The organism is Sphingobium fontiphilum (assembly GCF_014196635.1).
Classification (GTDB): domain Bacteria; phylum Pseudomonadota; class Alphaproteobacteria; order Sphingomonadales; family Sphingomonadaceae; genus Sphingobium; species Sphingobium fontiphilum.
The window spans coordinates 216,934-231,673 of the sequence record NZ_JACIEB010000006.1 but is presented as its reverse complement, the minus strand read 5'-3'; the positions used below and the strand labels follow the sequence as shown (position 1 = coordinate 231,673).

The window sequence follows — 14,740 nt, the reverse complement described above, 5'->3', positions numbered from 1 at the left end:
ATGTCTGCCAATCCTTTCCAGCCGCAGCCTTTTTTCGCCGACAAAAACCGGGCTTTCTGGAACCTCCAGTCCCTCGGCTGGGCGGGCGCGTTCCTGTTGCGGGCCTCTTCAACCCTGGCCAACGGGCAGTCTCTCTCGTCGCTTGTCCCGGTGCTCATATCCACCGTCACCGGCTATTCGGTGACGTTGCTGATCGCCGTCATGTTCCGATGGCTGCTGAAACAGCGGCCCTTTATCACCTGGGGCGCGTCGATCGTGGCCGTCGTTGCGGCGGCGGGGCTGTGCGCCTTCATCGACGCGTGGGTGTTTGCTACGCAGAATCAATCGGTCGACAGCATCGGCGTGCAACTGTTGCTGGGGGCATTCTACCTCAACATGACCCTGCTGGGCGCATGGTCGGCGCTCTATTATGCCATCAATTTCTATCTGACCGTGGAGGAACAGGCGGATCAGCTTCTGCGGCTGGAAAGTCAGGCGTCCAGCGCACAGCTCGCCATGCTGCGTTACCAGCTTAACCCGCATTTCCTGTTCAACACGCTCAACAGCATTTCGACCCTGGTGCTGTTGAAGCAGACCGATCGCGCCAACAAGATGCTGTCGCGCCTCTCCTCCTTCCTTCGCTACACGCTGACCAATGAACCGACGGCGCAGGTGACGATCGAACAGGAGGTCGAGACGCTCAAACTCTATCTCGACATTGAAAAGATGCGGTTCGAGGATCGGCTGCGCCCGACCTTTTCCATTGACCCGGCCGTGGCCCATGCGCGCCTGCCATCCCTCCTTTTGCAGCCGCTCGTCGAAAACGGCATCAAATATGCCGTCACGCCCAAGGAAGAGGGTGCGGAGATATCGGTCAGCGCGCAATTGGCCGGTGAAAATGTCCGGATCATCGTATCCGATACCGGGCCGGGATTGAATGAAGGCGGCAGCAGGCCAAACATTGAAAGCGTGGGCGGAACCGGTGTCGGACTGGCGAACATCAAGGAACGTCTGGCCCAGGCATTCGGGGAACGACAAAGCTTTGAAACGCGTTCCAGCCCCAGCGGTTTTTCGGTGATCATCGAAATACCGCTCGCCATGGAAGAACCATCGAAAGTTGCCGCATGACCATCAGAACGATCCTCGTCGACGACGAAAGCCTGGCCATTCAGGGCCTGCAATTGCGTCTGCAAGCGCATGAGGATGTCGAAATCATCGAAACCTGCACCAATGGTCGCGAAGCCATCAGGGCGATCAAGACGCACAAGCCCGACCTTGTCTTCCTGGACATTCAGATGCCCGGTTTCGACGGCTTTTCGGTTGTGCAGGGAATGATGGAGATTGAGCCGCCGCTGTTCATCTTCGTCACCGCCTATAGCGACCATGCCATCCGCGCGTTCGAGGCGCAGGCGGTCGATTATCTGATGAAGCCGGTGGAAGAAGGGCGCCTGGCCGATGCGCTCGACCGTGTGCGCCAGCGTCTGGCCGAAAAACGGCAGGTGCAGGAAGTGGAAAAGCTGCGCGAGATGCTGGCCGAGGTTGCGCCCGACGCGATGCATGAATTTGCGGCGGCGGACGAGGAAGGCCCCGCGTCGAGCCGTTATGAAAAGCTGATCAACATCAAGGATCGCGGCCAGATTTTCCGGGTCGACGTGGATTCGATCGAGCGGATCGACGCGGCGGGCGATTATATGTGCATCTACACCGCCGACAATAGTCTGATCCTGCGCGAAACCATGAAGGATCTGGAAAAGCGGCTTGACCCGCGCAATTTCCAGCGCGTGCACCGTTCCACCATCGTCAATCTGAGCCAGGTGCGGCAGGTGAAACCCCACACCAATGGCGAATGTTTTCTGGTGCTGGAATCGGGCGCGCAGGTGAAGGTCAGCCGGTCCTATCGCGACGTAGTGGCGCGGTTCGTCCATTGATTGCCGGATACGGGGGGAGGGGCAGCCATGTTGAAACTATTCGGTCACCCCTTCTCATCCTACTGCCAGAAGGCGCTGATCGCGCTTTACGAGAATGAGATCGACTTTGAACTGCGGATGCTGGAGCCGGACCAGCCGGACAATGGCGCGGCTTTTGCCGCGCTTTGGCCGATCGGCAAGTTTCCCCTTTTGCAGGATGGCGATGAAGCGGTGCCCGAATCGAGCATCATCATCGAATATCTGCAAATCCATCATCCCGGCCCCGTCCGCCTAATTCCCGATGATCCGGCGGCGTCGCTGGAGACGCGGAGGCTGGATCGCTTTTTCGACAATCATGTCGCGACGCCCCAGCAGAAGCTGGTGGCCGACGCCATACGCCCGGAGGGACTCAAGGATCCTGCGGGCGTGGCGGACGCGAAGGCTGCGCTGGCAAAGGCCTATAGCTGGCTCAATACCCATATGGCGGGTCGGGAATGGGCGACGGGCGATGCCTTCTCGCTCGCCGATTGCGCCGCCGCGCCGCACCTGTTCTACGCCCATCATTCGCAGCCCATCGCGCCGCATTTCGGCCATCTGCTGGCCTATCGCCAGCGGCTGCTCGCCCGGCCATCCTTTGCTCGCGCGGTGGACGAGGCGCGCCCCTGGCGGCCCTATTTTCCGCTGGGGGCCATCGAGGCGGATTGAATCAGCGGAACACCCATTTGCGGTTCAGCATGAAAACGATGCCAGGCGTTACGAACAGCATGGCGGGGATGGGCGACCATTCGGGCCAGCGCATCAGCGTGACGCACAGGCCCACCCAAAGGGCGTTGAGGGCATAGCTGACCAGCGATACCGCGACAAAGCGGACGCCGCGCGCGCCATGGCCGCCTTCCCCGGCCTGACCGCGAAAGGTGAACAGGCTGTGCGTGACATAGCCGATGCCGACCGCCGCCAGATAGCCGATGCTGTTGGCGATCTGCACATGCGTCCCGACGATCGCCGCGAGAACCCAGTAGATGCTCGCCTGACAGGCGGTGATGAACAGGCCCGACAAGCCATAGCGGACGATCTGCCAGAACAGCGCGCGCTGCTGTGCGGTCAATCGCGTGTAGATGGTGATGCTCCCCGTTGCGCTTTGCGGCGGGAGGTTTAGAGCATCAAGCCGAAAAGTGGGAACCGGTTTTCGGCGGAAAATGATGCGACAGCAAATATCCCGGACGTGCGCCTTGCTGGCGCTGACAGCCTGCTCCGCGTTCTGAGGCGAGCATGGACTTGAAAAGCGTCGATGCCTTGCGCGGGCGGATCGTGGCGGCGCTGGCCGCATTGTCGGTCTGGAGCGACCGGCACTGGAAATGGCTGACCTTTGTCGCCTGGATCGGCATTGTCGCCTTCTTCCTCGTCACCCGCTGGCCGACGATTCAATGGATGGTGCTGTCCGACACCGACGACAATATCCGTTATGTGCAGGTGCGCGACTGGCTGGCCGGGCAGGGCTGGTATGATTTGCGCCAGTACCGGCTGGACCCGCCGGACGGAGCCAATATCCACTGGTCGCGCATCGTCGATCTGCCGCTCGCCGCGCTGATGCTGTTCTTCCGCGCCTTCGTGGATCAGGGCATGGCCGACCGGCTTGCCTGCGGCGTCGCGCCGCTGATCCCGCTGCTGCTGCTGATGGGCAGCCTGGCGTTCATCGCCCGGCGGCTGTCGGGCGGCCATGGCTGGATCATCGCCATGTTGCTGCCGCTCGCGGCGGGCATGGGGATGAGCATGTATGTGCCCATGCGCGTCGACCATCATGGCTGGCAACTGGCGCTGGCGTTGACGATGGTGGCGGGGCTGGTCGACCGCGACTGGCTGCGCGGGGGCGTGGTGGCCGGCGTTTCGAGCGCGCTCTCGCTCGCCATCGGCATGGAAATGATCGTCTATCTGGCGGCGGGCGGCGCGGTGATCGCCCTACGATGGGTGTTCAAGGATGGCGCGGCGCGGCGGATGCTGCCCTATGCGATCAGCCTATCGGGATCGACGGCGCTGTTTTTCGTCCTGTTCGCCAGCTATGCGAACCGGGAAATGGTCTGCGACGCCTTGTCGCCGATATGGGTGGCGATTTTCGCGGCGGTGGGCGCGGGTATGACGCTGCTGGCGTTGCTGCCGCTCAAAAGTTGGCCCCTGCGGCTGGCTGCGGGCGTGGTGGTGGGCGGCGCGGTCGTCGCCTTCGCCTGGCTCAACTGGCCGCAATGCCTGTCGGGCGCATACCAAATCTCGCCGGAGCTTCAGCGCCTGTGGCTCGCCAATATCCGCGAGGCAAAGCCGCTGACGGTGCAGTCGCAAAGTCTGGTGGTGCCGTTGCTGGCGTTGCCCGTGCTGGGGCTGTTCGGCGTTATCGGCGGCCTGTGGGCGGCCCGGCGCGATCCCGACCGCATGTGGGCCATCGGCAGCATCGGGCTGATGATGGTCTTTGCCGCCGCGCTGCTGTTCTGGCAGTTGCGCGCGGGGCCGGCGGCCCAGTTGCTCGCCATCCCGGCCGCCGCTTATGCGTTGCATGGCGTGGTCCGCGCGGTGATCCATGGTCGAAAGCTGGCGCGCGCGGCGGGACTGGTCGCCGGGGCTGCGGGGCTGGCGATATTGTGCGCCTATCCGCTCTATCCGCAGGCCATGGCGCTGTGGAACAAATGGACCGGAACGACGCCGACGCCGGTCAAGCCCGTGGTTCAGGCGCGGCGCGACGCCATCAAGCGCGCCAATGCGCGGTGCCGCACCCAGCCTGCGCTGGCGGTGCTCGATGAATTGCCGCCCGCCACCATCTTCACCGTCGTCGATCTGGGGCCGCGAATCATCGCGACCACGCATCACAGCGCCATCGCTGGCCCCTATCACCGCAATGGCCCGGCGATCCTGGACATCCACCACGCTTTTGACGGGCCGCCCGACGCCTTCCGCGCGATTGCACGGCGGCATGGCGCGACATTGCTGTTGCTCTGCCCCAATTTTCCCGAAGGCACGCTGTATCAACAGCGTAGCGTCCATGGCTTTTACGCCCAACTGATGCGGGGCAATATTCCGGCCTGGCTGAAGCCGGTGACGTTCCGGTCGCCGCTGACGCTGCCCTATCAGGTCTATCGAATCGATTATTCAGCGCCGGGCGGCGAAAAAGTCACGCAGCAGCGCTGACGCCTCGGTTTCCGCCAGACCGCCATAGATTTCCGGCCGATGGGTGCATTGCGGCCGGGCAAAGACCCGCGCGCCATGTTCCACCCCGCCGCCCTTGGCGTCCGGCAGCGCGTAATAGAGACGGGCGATGCGCGCATGGGATATGGCCCCCGCGCACATGGGGCATGGCTCCAGCGTCACCCACAGGTCGCATCCCGTCAGCCGGAAATCGCCCAAAGCCTGCGCTGCTGCTCGAATGGCGACGATCTCGGCATGGGCGGTGGGGTCATTGTCCCGCCGGTTGCGATTCTCGCCCTCGCCGATGATGGCGCCGTCGCGGGTGACGACCGCGCCGATCGGCACTTCGCCCGCAGCCGCCGCCGCGCGGGCGAGTTCCAGCGCGCGGCGCATGGGAGCGGGCAGGGGAAAAGGCTGGTCCATCGCGCGCATTTAGCCTAAGGGCGCGGCCAAGGGAAAGGCGCGCAAGGGGCTGGCCGAAACGGTTGACGAAAGACCGGTTTGACGCTAACTGCGCCGCTTTCCGACCGAACCCGAACGAACAAGGTTGATACGATTATGTCGCGCATTTGCGAACTGACTGGCAAGGGCCGCCAGGTGGGCCACAATGTGTCTCACGCCAACAACAAGACCAAGCGCGTGTTTCTGCCGAACCTGCAGAACGTCACGCTGATCTCCGAAGCGCTGGAAACCGGCGTGAAGCTGCGCGTGTCGACCCACGGCCTGCGTTCGGTCGAACATAATGGCGGCCTCGACAACTGGTTGCTCAAGACCAGCGACGACAAGCTGTCGCTGAAGGCCCGTCGCCTGAAGCGCGACATCGTCAAGAAGCAGGCGGCCTCCGCCGCCTGATTCGCCCGTTTCGGGACGAGTGCGATGAAGCGGTCCCGTCGGGGCCGCTTTTTTGCGTGTGCATCTGATTCGCCCGGATGATCGGGACCGGGGATGATATGCTGGACATCAGACAGGACGATCCCGCCGCGCCGCATGTCGCGGCGCTGCTGGCCCATCATCTGGCCGAACTGCGTTCGGTGATGGCCGATTTTGCCTTTGCGCTGGACGCCACCGGCCTGTCTGCGCCGAACGTCATCTTCTGGACGGCGTGGCGCGGCCGGGAACTCGCGGGCTTTGCCGCGCTCAAGCAACTGGACCAAACCCATGGCGAGGTGAAGTCGATGCGCGCGGCCCCGGCGGCGCGCGGCGCTGGCGTCGGGCGCGCCCTGCTCGACCATGTGATCGGAAAGGCGCGGGCGCGCGGTTATGCCCGGCTCAGTCTGGAAACCGGCACGGCGGAACTGCACCAGCCAGCCGTGCGCCTGTATCGCAGGGCCGGGTTCACACCCTGCGGTCCCTTTGCGGACTATCAGGAAAGCCCGCACAACCAGTTTCTGACGCTGGCCCTGTAACAGCGTCGCGTCGGCCTATTCCTTCGCCGGGCCTGCTTTCGCCTCATCCGCGAATCGCTTGAAGAAGCTGTCGGCATTCCATGCCGGGCGCGCCTTCGCATTGGCGACCCGCATGGTGACGGCGGCGACATAATCGTTCAGCTTCACCGTTTCGGCGGGCATCACCGGCTGGTTCGCGTCGTCGAAAGGCGAATGATAGATATTGGCCCGCCACGCCTTTTCGACATCGGCCTCGGGCGTTCCCGCCTTGAACCCATATTTGAAGAACAGCGCGGGTATGCCTTCGCGGATGAAGGCATATTGGTCCGACCGGATGAAGACGTTGCGGTTGGGGAAGGGATCGGGCACGATGGGCAGGGCCATGGCGGCGCTGATCGCCTCGGCATCCTTGCCCAGGCTGCTCTGGTCATAACCGATGGGGGTGACGCTGGTCAGCTTGAAGATCGGCAGCGCCATGTCGAAATTGAGGTCGGCGACGATGTCCGCCTTGGGCACGGTCGGGCGTTTGGCGAAATAGCGGGAGCCGAGCAGACCCTTTTCCTCGCCGGTGACGATGGCGAACAGGATGGAGCGTCTGGGCCTCGCCTTGTCGGCCTTCAGCTTTTTCGCGATCTCGATCAGCGACGCAACGCCCGAAGCATTGTCCAGCGCGCCATTATAGATGGCGTCGCCCTTGATCGGCGTGCCGACGCCATAGCCGTCGATATGGGCGGACAGGACGACATATTCCTTCGCCAGCTTCCCCTTGCCGGGCATCATCGCCACGACATTGGTGGAGAGGCGTTCGACCTGCGTGGTCGCGGTGCTGGCGCGCAGCCGGGTTGCCAGCGCAAATGTCGGCACGGCGGCGGAAGCGTCCGCAGCGGCGGCGATCTTTTCGAAATCCTGCCCAGACCCCGCAAACAGCATCGCGGATTTCGCGGGGTCGAACTGGGCGGAGAAGAAGGGAGCCGACGTTTCCCGCATCGCCGGGTCGCTGAAATACATCGCCGCGCGCGGAGCCAGCGCCATGCGCCGATCCCAGGGGATTTCGACCTGCGGGGGCGTTACCAGCTCGATCATGCCGACCGCGCCCTGCTTGGCCAGCCATCCGCCGCGTTCCGAGCGGGCGTGGGATTTGAGCGCGCCCGAAATGCTGGCCGGACCGCCGGATATGACGACGACGATCTTGCCGGCCAGGTCCAGCCCGGCGAAATCGTCATAACCCACTTCGGGCAAGTGCAGGCCATATCCGGCGAAGACCAGCGGCGCGTCCACCATTGCGGGCGGCGGGCCGCCACGGCCGCCGGGGATGATGTCGGCCGGGATGGACAGCGCGGTTTCGCCATCCGGGCCGATCAATGTCGCGCTGCTTCTGTCTAGCAAAACCCGCTGCTCTGTCAGCGCCACGGGCTGGCGAAAGCCATCCTCGCCCATGGGTTTCAGGCCCGACGCCTGAAACTGGCCGATCACATATTGCACCGCCTTTTCATGGCCGGGCGATCCCGCCTCGCGCCCTTCCAGTTCGTCACTCGCCAGATAGGCCACATGCGCCCACCATGCGTCCCCGCGCGCATCTTGCGCAATGGCAGGCGCGGCGACAGCGAAAGGCAGCATCAGGGCCATGGTATTGCGGCGAAGGGTCAAGGTTCGTCTCCTAACGGCAGAAGGATCGGAAGCCTGTTGTCCGGGGAAGGACGGGCTTTGTCGAGAGGGACGAACAAGGGGCTTGGAACCGCCATCGCACTGTATTATGATTGCAATACAGTTTCAGGAAGGTTCGACCATGCCCAATCGCCATTTCATCCGCTCTTTTCCGCTTGTTGCCTTGATGCTGGTCGTGGCCTGTTCGAGCGGGCGGGAGACCGAAGAGCATGGAGGCGCCGCGCCGAAGAACTGGTCGGGCCTGCGCGATTTCGACCGGATCGACCTGACCGGGCCGGACGATGTGGCGGTGCGACAGGGCAGGGACTTTGCCGTTCGGGCGGAGGGCGATCCCGCCGCCATCAGCCAACTGGAGATCAGGGTCGTCGACGGCGTGCTGAAAATCGGGCGCGAACCGCGCTGGAATCTGGGATGGAGCAGCGACAAGGGGGCGACCATCCATGTGACCATGCCAGCGATCAGCGGCGCAAGCCTGACCGGATCGGGCGATCTGAAGGTCGACCGGGTCGACGGCAAGGCGATGAAGGCTGCATTGACCGGATCAGGCAATCTCACGTTGGGCGCGGTCGCGGTGGACTTGCTTCAGGCCGAACTGACCGGATCGGGCGACATCTATGCGCAGGGCGGCGCGAAGTCGGTGGAGGTGTCGATCACCGGGTCGGGCGATTTCGATGGCGACGCCTTGAAGGCTGGCGGCGGCAAGGTTGAAATCATGGGGTCGGGCAACAGCCGCTTTGCCTCCGACGGCGCGGTCGCTATCAGCATATTGGGATCGGGCGACGCGAACGTGAAGGGCAAGGCCAGGTGCAAGGCGGATATAATGGGATCGGGCGAGGCGCACTGCGCGCCCTGATCGCGGTTTTGGCCGTTATGGCCGCCGTTCCGGCCATGGCCGCGACCCAGGCCTATGTCGTCCCCAGTTTCGATTCGGTGCGGATCGACGCGCCCATTCGCGTCGAATTGACCACCGGGCGGGGTGTTGCGGCCAGCGGCGAAGGCCCGCGCGCGACGCTGGACCGGATCGCGCTCAGCGTGTCGGGGCGGCTCTTGTCGATCCGGATGACGCCACTGCGGCCGGGCGAGAAAAATGCCGGTTCCGCCACGTTGCGTCTGTCCACGGGCGATTTGCGCCGGTTGGTGATGGTCGGCGGCGGCGCGGTCAGCGTCGATCGGATGAAGGGGCTGAACGGCGACATCGTGGTGGGCGGCAATGGCGATGTGACGGTCGCCGCGGTCGAGGTCGACCGGCTGACCGTGTCGTTGGCCGGTGGCGGGCGCGTGACCCTGTCGGGCAAGGCGGGCGCCGCCGATATCCGCCTGTGGGGACCGGGCGAACTGGCCGCGTCCGGGCTGGCGGCGCGCACGGCGCGGGTCAGCAATGACGGGCCAGGCGACATGGCATTGACCGCGATCACCTCCGCCGATGTGCGGGCGAGCGGGACGGGCGATGTCACGGTCAGCGGCCCCGCAGCCTGCACCGTCGCCAATAATGGCGCGGGTCGGGTGGCGTGCGGCGGCGAGAGCTATTGACGCTGCGGTTCAGCTTTCCAGCATGTCTGCGCCGCCATTATAATGGTGCCAGGCCATGATCGCCGCCGCGCCGCGATGCGGACGCCAGTTTTCCGCCAGCGCGCGAGTCGTCTTTTCGCTGGGGCGTTCAGGCAGGCCCAATATCTGGCCGACGGCGATTTGCACGGCGAGATCACCTGCCGGCCAGATGTCCGGCCGTCCTTCGGCGAAAAGCAGGTATATTTCCGCCGACCAGCGGCCAATGCCCTTGATCCGCACCAGTTGCGCGATCGCGTCCTCATCGTCGGCGGGCAGGGCGTGAAGGTCGAGTTCGCCCGACAGCACCAGTTCGGCCAGGCTGCGCGCATAGCCCTGTTTCTGCCGCGAAAGACCGCAGGCGCGCAAAGCATCGAAATCGCGCGCGATCAGCGCATCGGGCGCGCAGCCCAGGCCCAGTTCCGCCTCCAGCTTGCGCCAGACCGACGCGGCGGCGGCGACGCTGACCTGTTGCCCCACAATCGTGCGCAGCAATGTTTCGTAACCCGGCTCGCGCACCCGCGGCGCGGGGTAGCCTGCGCGGGCGATTGCGCCGGCAAAAGCGGGTTCTGCGGCGGCGATCGCGTCCAGGCTGGCGCGCAACTGATCGGCGGTTGTAACCATCATGTCCCCGGTTCCGGCGTCTGCGCCCTTGATTTCCTCAATTCCGCCGATATGGGCAGATTGGTATTTGGAAGGGGGTTTGCCTATATGCCTAAGTTGTTTGTGGTCAACCGCGATGGGGAAGAGCGCGCCGTCGATGGCGCCGATGGCCTGTCCGTGATGGAAGTCATTCGCGATAACGGGTTCGATGAACTGCTGGCGCTGTGCGGCGGCTGCTGTTCCTGCGCGACCTGTCATGTCTATGTCGATCCGGCATTCGCTGGCGCGCTGCCGCCGGTCAGCGAGGATGAAAGCGACCTGCTCGACAGTTCCGATCATCGCAACGAAACCAGCCGTCTGTCGTGCCAGATCATGTTGAGCGATGCTGTCGACGGTCTGCGCGTCACAATCGCGCCGGAAGACTGATCCCTTCAGGCAGGGGCGTGGATGAACGCCCGCTCCTGCCTGCCACACCATTTCGCTGCCGACTAAAGCGGTTTCAGGCGCAGAACCGCCATCGGCGCTTCGCTGGTCAGCGGTGTGATCGTCCAGCGGATTTGCTTGCCACTGGCGCCGGGCTGTGCGCCATCCTCCTGATTTTGGCTGATGATTTCCGCGTCGGTGGTCAGGACGAAATGGCCGTTCAGCGCCTTGGCCGATTCATCGCTGTTGCCCGCCAGCATGGCGGCGTCTCCCGCCTTGCCCGACTGATTGGCGAAGGCGGGCGCCTTGACTCTTACCGTGTCCGCGCCGCGCAACTCGACTGCCAGAAAAGGCAGCGGGACCTGCGCGTCGATGTTGAAGGGAAACAGGAAGGCGTGGGTCAGCGTGCCCGAAAGCCGATAGTCGACCACCAGCGTCTTGTTGCCGACATAGCGGGCCGACCGGAAACCCGGCTCCTTCGCCAGTGCGGCGGCCATGGCGTTCAATTGCGCGACGTCTTCCCTGGCTCCATCGGGCCGGTTGTCCTTTCCGGTGCCCTCCGCGCGGCCTTCGGCCTGCCACAGCGCGATCTGGGAATAGGCGCTGTCTTCCTTGGCGGGGGCGCCGCCGCCCTCCAGCGGCGAAATACTGCCTTTGTTCATGTTGGCGGCCAGTATCTCGCCCTTGTAGGCGAAGGTGAAGCTGCGATCCGCGCGGATGTCGAGCGAGGATTCGAACTGTCCTGGCGTCACCAGGCATCCCGGCAGCATCAGGGCCGCCGCCATCGCCAAGACGCTATGCTTCCAATGGATCATCGGCCTCCCCCTCCTCCGTCTGCCGCCGCCTATCTGTTGGTTGCGGCGTAAAGCGCGATCGCCGCCGCATTGGAGACGTTGAGGCTCTCCATACGGGGGCTGATCGGCAGTTTGGCGATAATGTCGCAATGGGCCATGCTGTTGTGGCGCAGCCCTTCGCCCTCGGCCCCCAGCACCAGCGCGACGCGCGATTCGCCGATAGCATCGCCCAACGTGGCGCCGGCGTCGCCATCCAGGCCAATGCGCCAGTAGCCGGCTTCTGCAATCTCGTCGAGCGCGCGGGCCAGGTTGACCACCCGCACCCAAGGCATGATCTCCAGCGCGCCGGACGCGGCCCGGGCCAGCACCCCCGATTCGGGCGGGGCGTGGCGATCCTGCGTGACGATGCACAGCGCGTCGAAGGCGGCGGCCGACCGGAGAATCGCGCCGACATTGTGCGGATCGGTCACCTGATCGAGCACCAGCACCGGTCGCTTGTCGTCCTGCCCCTGTTCCAGCACGTCGCCAAGCCACACATCGTCCAGCGGCTCGACCTCCGCCACGATGCCCTGATGCGGCGCGTCCGACGGGACCATGCGGCCAAGGTCCGCGACATCGGCATAGACGATGGGCAGCACCGGCGGCAGCTCCAGCGCATTGATCGCCTCGCGCGTGCCCCAGATTTTGCGCACCACCCTGTCCGGATTGGCCAGCGCGGCGGTCACGGCGTGACGGCCATAGAAGCGGGGCAGCATGCCTTTCGGCTTGGCGGAACGATGACCTCTTTTCATCTGGCGCTCATTTCACATCGGGGCATTGACAGGCAAGCCTCCTTTCGCCATTGAGCCGCCTCCAGCGCAAAGATTGGAAGTTTTTTCCGGTCAAACGCGTCAGGGCACTGGACAGGTGGCCGAGTGGTTAAAGGCAGCAGACTGTAAATCTGCCCGGGTTTCCCGTACGCTGGTTCGAATCCAGCCCTGTCCACCATATCCCTTTCCAGCGCCGCATTTTTGATTGCGCGCATTCGGTGCGGCTGTGCTAGGCGGCGCGCCATGCTGAATATCAACGACATCACCGTGCGGCTGGGCGGGCGCACCATATTGGATCGTGCGGGCGCTTCATTGCCGCCGCGCAGCCGCGTGGGCCTGATCGGCCGCAACGGCGCTGGCAAATCGACGCTGATGAAGGTGATGATCGGCCAGATCGACCCGGATGGCGGATCGTGCGAAATGCCGCGCGGCACGCGGCTGGGCTATATCGCGCAGGAGGCGCCCAGCGGCACGGCGACGCCGTTCGACACGGTGCTGGCCGCCGATGTCGAGCGCGCCGCGCTGATGGCGGAAAGCGAGACGACGCAAGACCCCGATCGCCTCGGCCATATCTATGAGCGACTGACCGCGATCGACGCCTATACCGCGCCCGCCCGCGCCAGTCGCATACTCGTCGGCCTCGGCTTTGACGAGGAGATGCAGGGCCGCCCGCTCGACAGCTATTCGGGCGGCTGGAAGATGCGCGTGGCGCTCGCCGCTCTGCTCTTTTCCAATCCCGACCTGCTGCTGCTCGACGAACCGTCGAACCATCTCGACCTGGAAGCGACGCTGTGGCTGGAAAATTTCCTGAAAGCCTATCGCGGCACCGTGGTGGTCATCAGCCATGAGCGCGACCTGCTAAACAATGTCGTCGATTATATCCTGCACCTGGAAGGGGGGAAGATCACCCTTTATCCCGGCGGCTATGACGCATTCGAGCGGCAGCGGGCCGAACGGCTGGCGCAGCAGGAGGCGGCGCGCGCCAAGCAGCAGGCGGAGCGCGAGAAATTGCAGGATTATGTCGCCCGCAATTCCGCCCGCGCCTCGACCGCGAAACAAGCCCAGTCGCGCGCCAAGGCGCTGGCGAGGATGCAGCCGATTGCTGCGGCCATCGAAGACCCGACGCTGGCGTTCAGCTTCCCCAGCCCACCCGAACTGCGCCCGCCGCTCATCACCATGGACATGGCGGCGGTGGGCTATGGCGAGACGCCGGTGTTGCGCCGCGTCAACCTGCGCATCGACCCTGACGACCGGCTTGCTCTGCTCGGCCGCAACGGCAATGGCAAGACCACGCTCGCCCGCCTGATCGCCGCGCAGCTCGCGCCGATGGAGGGCGCGATGCAAAGCTCGTCGAAGATGAATGTCGGCTATTTCACCCAATATCAGGTGGAGGAACTGGACGTCGCCGACACGCCGCTGGAGCATATGACGCGGGTGATGAAGGGGGCGACGCCCGGCGCGGTGCGCGCGCAACTGGGCCGTTTCGGCTTTTCGGGCGAGCGGGCGACGCAGAAGGTCGGCTCCATGTCGGGCGGCGAGCGCGCGCGGCTGGCGCTGGCTCTCATCACGCGGGAAGCGCCGCACCTGCTGATCCTCGACGAACCGACCAACCATCTCGACGTCGACAGCCGCGAAGCGCTGGTCCAGGCGCTCAACGAATATTCGGGCGCGGTGGTGATCGTCAGCCATGATCGCCACATGATCGAGCTGGTCGCTGACCGGCTGGTGCTGGTCGATGGCGGCACGGCGCAACCGTTTGACGGGTCGCTCGACGATTATACCGCCATCGTGCTGCGCAAGAGTGATGGCAACACGGCCAGCGGCGGCGACACGCCCAAGGTTGACCGCAAGGCCGACAAGCGCGCCGCTGCCGAATGGCGCGAAAAGCAGAAGGCGCTCAAAAACGCCCTGTCGCGCGCAGAGAAGGAAATGGCGACCCTGGCTACCGAACGCCGCCGCATCGACGCGGCGCTGTTCGACCCCAAAAGCGCCAGCGGCGCCGAAGCGAAGATGACCACGTCCGAACTGATGGTGAAACGCGCAGCGGTCGAAAAGAAGCTGGAAGCGGCGGAGGAAGCCTGGATGGAGGCGGGCGCGGCGTTGGAGGCGGGATGAAGCGTTATCTTTTCGTCTGTAGCCAGAACAAGCTGCGCAGCCCGACGGCGGAACAGATATTTTCTACTCGAAGCGACATGGAAGTGTCGTCGGCCGGCACCAACCATGATGCCGAAAATCCGCTGACCGGCGAGGCGTTGGAATGGGCCGACACCATCGTCGTCATGGAACGTGCGCATCGGAGCAAGATCCAGAAACGCTTTCGTTCGCATCTGAAGGGCAAACATATGGTCTGCCTGGATATTCCGGACGACTATGCGTTCATGGACCCCGATCTCATCCGCCTGCTGGAAGCGCGTATGGCGCGCTATCTGCCCATGAGCCGCCCGGTCGATGGCTGAACCAGT

At 64.4% G+C, this 14,740-nt stretch carries 17 protein-coding genes and 1 tRNA gene; 12 read left to right on the top strand and 6 right to left on the bottom strand.

Annotated features, from left to right (window positions below; translation table 11 throughout):
- The 3 genes from GGR44_RS13530 to GGR44_RS13520 are packed head-to-tail and all read left to right on the top strand — an operon-like array spanning nt 1 to nt 2,591.
- Entirely contained in the window at nt 1-1,107 is a 1,107-nt protein-coding gene (locus GGR44_RS13530) for a sensor histidine kinase (RefSeq protein ID WP_183956056.1), read from the top strand.
- Nucleotides 1,104-1,907, top strand: a complete 804-nt coding sequence (locus tag GGR44_RS13525) for a LytR/AlgR family response regulator transcription factor (RefSeq protein WP_183956055.1) — start codon at nt 1,104-1,106, stop codon at nt 1,905-1,907. The genes GGR44_RS13530 and GGR44_RS13525 overlap by 4 nt, the downstream gene beginning before the upstream one ends.
- A gap of 27 nt (nt 1,908-1,934) precedes the next feature.
- The gene (locus tag GGR44_RS13520) at nt 1,935-2,591 is read left to right on the top strand and encodes a glutathione S-transferase family protein (RefSeq protein ID WP_183956054.1); all 657 of its coding nucleotides are present in this window, start codon (nt 1,935-1,937) and stop codon (nt 2,589-2,591) included.
- A gap of 1 nt (nt 2,592) precedes the next feature.
- On the opposite strand, the gene GGR44_RS16995 is transcribed toward GGR44_RS13520, so the two are convergent.
- The gene (locus GGR44_RS16995) at nt 2,593-3,009 is read right to left on the bottom strand and encodes a GtrA family protein (RefSeq protein ID WP_183956131.1); all 417 of its coding nucleotides are present in this window, start codon (nt 3,007-3,009) and stop codon (nt 2,593-2,595) included.
- 146 nt (nt 3,010-3,155) lie between these two features.
- On the opposite strand from GGR44_RS16995, the gene GGR44_RS13510 reads away from it, so the two are divergent.
- Complete coding sequence (locus tag GGR44_RS13510) at nt 3,156-5,057, top strand: hypothetical protein (protein WP_183956053.1); 1,902 nt, start codon at nt 3,156-3,158, stop codon at nt 5,055-5,057.
- On the opposite strand, the gene GGR44_RS13505 is transcribed toward GGR44_RS13510, so the two are convergent.
- Complete coding sequence (locus GGR44_RS13505; protein ID WP_183956130.1) at nt 5,019-5,477, bottom strand: nucleoside deaminase; 459 nt, start codon at nt 5,475-5,477, stop codon at nt 5,019-5,021. The genes GGR44_RS13510 and GGR44_RS13505 overlap by 39 nt on opposite strands.
- A 135-nt stretch (nt 5,478-5,612) precedes the next feature.
- On the opposite strand from GGR44_RS13505, the gene rpmB reads away from it, so the two are divergent.
- Together rpmB and GGR44_RS13495 are read left to right on the top strand one after the other, a co-directional pair.
- Complete coding sequence (rpmB, locus tag GGR44_RS13500) at nt 5,613-5,906, top strand: 50S ribosomal protein L28 (protein WP_183956052.1); 294 nt, start codon at nt 5,613-5,615, stop codon at nt 5,904-5,906.
- Between the two features lie 98 nt (nt 5,907-6,004).
- Nucleotides 6,005-6,460, top strand: a complete 456-nt coding sequence (locus GGR44_RS13495) for a GNAT family N-acetyltransferase (protein ID WP_425511324.1) — start codon at nt 6,005-6,007, stop codon at nt 6,458-6,460.
- Nucleotides 6,461-6,475: 15 nt separating this feature from the next.
- Here the strand turns inward: GGR44_RS13495 and GGR44_RS13490 are convergent, their stop codons facing one another.
- A complete protein-coding gene (locus tag GGR44_RS13490; RefSeq protein WP_183956128.1) occupies nt 6,476-8,065 on the bottom strand; it encodes a M28 family metallopeptidase in 1,590 nt (529 codons plus the stop codon).
- 160 nt (nt 8,066-8,225) lie between these two features.
- Between GGR44_RS13490 and GGR44_RS13485 the strand changes: the two genes are divergently transcribed.
- Both GGR44_RS13485 and GGR44_RS13480 read left to right on the top strand, forming a co-directional pair.
- Nucleotides 8,226-8,957: a head GIN domain-containing protein gene (locus GGR44_RS13485; RefSeq protein ID WP_183956051.1), complete on the top strand. Its 732-nt coding sequence runs from the start codon at nt 8,226-8,228 to the stop codon at nt 8,955-8,957.
- 35 nt (nt 8,958-8,992) lie between these two features.
- Nucleotides 8,993-9,634, top strand: a complete 642-nt coding sequence (locus tag GGR44_RS13480) for a GIN domain-containing protein (RefSeq protein WP_246344653.1) — start codon at nt 8,993-8,995, stop codon at nt 9,632-9,634.
- 9 nt (nt 9,635-9,643) lie between these two features.
- Here GGR44_RS13480 and GGR44_RS13475 read toward each other — a convergent pair whose 3' ends face one another.
- Nucleotides 9,644-10,273 (bottom strand): DNA-3-methyladenine glycosylase family protein, encoded by a 630-nt coding sequence (locus GGR44_RS13475; protein ID WP_183956127.1) that lies wholly within the window; start codon nt 10,271-10,273, stop codon nt 9,644-9,646.
- 87 nt (nt 10,274-10,360) lie between these two features.
- Here GGR44_RS13475 and GGR44_RS13470 point away from each other — a divergent pair, with 87 nt between their 5' ends.
- Nucleotides 10,361-10,678 (top strand): 2Fe-2S iron-sulfur cluster-binding protein, encoded by a 318-nt coding sequence (locus GGR44_RS13470; RefSeq protein WP_183956049.1) that lies wholly within the window; start codon nt 10,361-10,363, stop codon nt 10,676-10,678.
- 62 nt (nt 10,679-10,740) lie between these two features.
- Here the strand turns inward: GGR44_RS13470 and GGR44_RS13465 are convergent, their stop codons facing one another.
- Nucleotides 10,741-11,490, bottom strand: coding sequence for a hypothetical protein (locus GGR44_RS13465; RefSeq protein ID WP_183956048.1), 750 nt, complete (start codon nt 11,488-11,490; stop codon nt 10,741-10,743).
- A gap of 29 nt (nt 11,491-11,519) precedes the next feature.
- Nucleotides 11,520-12,260 carry a 23S rRNA (guanosine(2251)-2'-O)-methyltransferase RlmB gene (gene rlmB / locus GGR44_RS13460; protein ID WP_183956047.1) on the bottom strand — a complete coding sequence of 247 codons (741 nt, stop codon included), beginning with the start codon at nt 12,258-12,260 and terminating at the stop codon, nt 11,520-11,522.
- 109 nt (nt 12,261-12,369) lie between these two features.
- Between rlmB and GGR44_RS13455 the strand changes: the two genes are divergently transcribed.
- The 3 genes from GGR44_RS13455 (at nt 12,370) to GGR44_RS13445 (ending at nt 14,734) form a co-directional block, all read left to right on the top strand.
- Nucleotides 12,370-12,456 (top strand) — tRNA-Tyr (locus GGR44_RS13455).
- Between the two features lie 65 nt (nt 12,457-12,521).
- Complete coding sequence (locus GGR44_RS13450; protein WP_183956046.1) at nt 12,522-14,393, top strand: ABC-F family ATP-binding cassette domain-containing protein; 1,872 nt, start codon at nt 12,522-12,524, stop codon at nt 14,391-14,393.
- Complete coding sequence (locus tag GGR44_RS13445) at nt 14,390-14,734, top strand: low molecular weight protein tyrosine phosphatase family protein (RefSeq protein ID WP_183956045.1); 345 nt, start codon at nt 14,390-14,392, stop codon at nt 14,732-14,734. The genes GGR44_RS13450 and GGR44_RS13445 overlap by 4 nt, the downstream gene beginning before the upstream one ends.
- Nucleotides 14,735-14,740: the final 6 nt, after the last annotated feature.

Coding starts and splice junctions, on each gene's coding strand:
- GGR44_RS13480 (WP_246344653.1), top strand. CDS start 8,993: ATGGCCGCGACCCAGGCCTATGTCGTCCCCAGTTTCGATTCGGTGCGG.
- GGR44_RS13490 (WP_183956128.1), bottom strand. CDS start 8,065: ATGGCCCTGATGCTGCCTTTCGCTGTCGCCGCGCCTGCCATTGCGCAA.
- GGR44_RS13485 (WP_183956051.1), top strand. CDS start 8,226: ATGCCCAATCGCCATTTCATCCGCTCTTTTCCGCTTGTTGCCTTGATG.
- rpmB (WP_183956052.1), top strand. CDS start 5,613: ATGTCGCGCATTTGCGAACTGACTGGCAAGGGCCGCCAGGTGGGCCAC.
- GGR44_RS13530 (WP_183956056.1), top strand. CDS start 1: ATGTCTGCCAATCCTTTCCAGCCGCAGCCTTTTTTCGCCGACAAAAAC.
- GGR44_RS13450 (WP_183956046.1), top strand. CDS start 12,522: ATGCTGAATATCAACGACATCACCGTGCGGCTGGGCGGGCGCACCATA.
- GGR44_RS13470 (WP_183956049.1), top strand. CDS start 10,361: ATGCCTAAGTTGTTTGTGGTCAACCGCGATGGGGAAGAGCGCGCCGTC.
- GGR44_RS13505 (WP_183956130.1), bottom strand. CDS start 5,477: ATGGACCAGCCTTTTCCCCTGCCCGCTCCCATGCGCCGCGCGCTGGAA.
- GGR44_RS13510 (WP_183956053.1), top strand. CDS start 3,156: ATGGACTTGAAAAGCGTCGATGCCTTGCGCGGGCGGATCGTGGCGGCG.
- GGR44_RS13445 (WP_183956045.1), top strand. CDS start 14,390: ATGAAGCGTTATCTTTTCGTCTGTAGCCAGAACAAGCTGCGCAGCCCG.
- GGR44_RS13475 (WP_183956127.1), bottom strand. CDS start 10,273: ATGGTTACAACCGCCGATCAGTTGCGCGCCAGCCTGGACGCGATCGCC.
- GGR44_RS13495 (WP_425511324.1), top strand. CDS start 6,005: ATGCTGGACATCAGACAGGACGATCCCGCCGCGCCGCATGTCGCGGCG.
- rlmB (WP_183956047.1), bottom strand. CDS start 12,260: ATGAAAAGAGGTCATCGTTCCGCCAAGCCGAAAGGCATGCTGCCCCGC.
- GGR44_RS13520 (WP_183956054.1), top strand. CDS start 1,935: ATGTTGAAACTATTCGGTCACCCCTTCTCATCCTACTGCCAGAAGGCG.
- GGR44_RS13525 (WP_183956055.1), top strand. CDS start 1,104: ATGACCATCAGAACGATCCTCGTCGACGACGAAAGCCTGGCCATTCAG.
- GGR44_RS13465 (WP_183956048.1), bottom strand. CDS start 11,490: ATGATCCATTGGAAGCATAGCGTCTTGGCGATGGCGGCGGCCCTGATG.